General features: G+C 53.9%; 2 protein-coding genes. Both read left to right on the plus strand.

Features of this window, described 5'->3' with window-relative positions; all coding sequences use genetic code 11:
* Positions 1-638, plus strand: a 638-nt coding sequence (locus tag IQ260_RS30065; RefSeq protein ID WP_228016568.1) for a hypothetical protein, incomplete at its 5' end; no start/stop codon positions are given.
* A gap of 84 nt (positions 639-722) precedes the next feature.
* On the plus strand, positions 723-2170 hold a 1448-nt coding region (locus tag IQ260_RS30070), incomplete at its 3' end, for a serine/threonine-protein kinase (protein ID WP_193996719.1).

Genomic DNA, 2170 nt, shown 5'->3' on the forward strand with positions numbered 1-2170 from the left:
AGGCTAGCCTGCGCCACTACGACATTGAAATACCGTTTCCTCAATGTGATATGAATTTGCAATCGCCCCAGCTAGACGAACTTTTGGCTATTTTCAAACAGCAGGCCATCGGTATCTCAAGTTCCTATCCCACTACCTCGCCCCCAGAATCTCTGCCATCCGAGGTTCCTCCCTCCGTTTCGTCTAGCGAGCTGCCCGACGACCCCGCAGTTGACCTGCCGCCCGAACAAACAACAGAGCAGACAGCTCCCCTACCCGACCTGTTGGCCAATCTCGATGTCGAGACATTAGCTGAAGCGATGCGAGGCCCTCAGGGGATTGAACGACAGGCAAGCCCAGACCAGCCGGATGCGCCGCCCACCTACTTTACGGGTAAAGTCGTGCTGGAATGGCTGCAGCAAAAGCGGGACTATACCCATGCAGGAGCCATGCTAGTAGCTCAATGGCTGCTCCAAAAAGGGCTAATCTATGCCCTGACCGACGACCGTGACTTTGAAGATAGCTTTGAAGACAGCCAGGCCCTCTATCAGTTCTATCAAGATTCACCTGCGGCCCAGGCAAAAAGCGTCGAATCGCCCTCAAATCCGGTAATCTCAGACAAAGACGCCACCGAAATATATTCGCCTGAAACAGATTAACTCTTTGCAGCTAGACGTTTCTGCTTTATCCAACCTATCGTTGGGTTTCGTACCTCAATCCAACCTACTCTGCGCTCTAAACCGATGGACCTCAACTTCTTACGCCAAAACAGGTCAGACCAGCCCCTGGGAGGCCGATACAAAATCGTGGAAAGTCTGGGAGCCGGTGGCTTTGGGCAAACCTTTCGCGCCCAGGACCTGCATCTGCCAGGACATCCTTTATGCGTGGTTAAGCAGCTGAAGCCCCAGGTAGAAGACGCTGAGGGATTACAGGTTGCCCGCCGGTTATTCGATACAGAAGCCAAAGTCCTTTATCAGCTGGGCTCCTATCCGCAAATCCCCCTGCTGCTGGCCCACTTTGAGGACAATAAGGAATTCTATCTGGCCCAGGAACTAATCGAGGGGCATTCGCTGGCCGATGAGTTTGACATCACTCCGTGGGATGTCGCCAAAGTGGTTAACTTTCTGCGAGATGTGCTAGAGACATTGGCCTTTGTCCATGGGCATCGGGTGATTCATCGGGACCTGAAGCCATCAAATCTGATTCGTAGGGATAAAGACAATCGCATTGTCCTGATCGACTTTGGCGCTGTAAAACAGGCAGGAACTCAGCCAGCTGGGTCGGGGCTTAGTCACACCATTTCCATTGGTACCCATGGCTACATGCCCAGCGAGCAGCTGGCCGGTCAGCCCCAGTTTAGTAGCGATGTCTATGCCGTTGGCATCATGGCGATTCAGGCAATCACGGGATTATTACCCAAGCAGCTGATGCCCCATGAGCAAACTGGGGAAATCGACTGGCACCCTTACGCGTCGCAGCTGCATCCTGAGCTGAGGGCTATTTTGGATACCATGGTGCGCTACGACTTTCGGGCTCGCTATCCCTCTGCCAAAGAAGCTCTGAATGCGATGGCATCATTGCCGCAAGAACTGGCCCGGCCTGCGCCTCCTAGCAAGTTCCCTTCAGTAAGAACAGAACCAGCGTCCCCCTCTAATCTGACGGGGCTGACCGTGCCTGCCATGGGACGACGACCCGAGCCGTCTGAAGCTGCCAGCAGAAGCCCTAGGGCCACCGTCGTAGCGTCAGATTCAACATCGCAGAAAACACGCTTGGTTCCCACCATTGTCATTGGTTTACTGATTTTAGGAGTCGGTCTATTAATTGGACGAGCCTGTACTACAACAGTAGCTCCCAACAACCCTGAAATAGCAGAAGACAATACGGCCTCACCCCCTACCAATCCATCTGCTCTCCCTGAGCCATCTGTTCTCTCTGAGCAGCCCGCCGAGTCACCTGAGCCATCTGCTCTCCCTGATGAGCCATCTGAGTCACCTGAGCAGCTATCTGAGCCACCCGAGTCACCTGAGCCATCTGCTCTCCCTGAGCCGTCTGAGCTATCTGAACCGCCTGTTGTCTCCGCACCATCGGAGGAAGCTGACATTGAACTGACACCAGCAGCAGCCCAAACCGTTGTGGCTAATTTCTATGGTTATCTTTCAAGCCAGTCTTGGGAAGCCGCTAGATCTCAGAC

It is taken from the genome of Leptolyngbya cf. ectocarpi LEGE 11479 (assembly GCF_015207065.1).
GTDB lineage: Bacteria > Cyanobacteriota > Cyanobacteriia > Phormidesmidales > Phormidesmidaceae > Leptothoe > Leptothoe ectocarpi.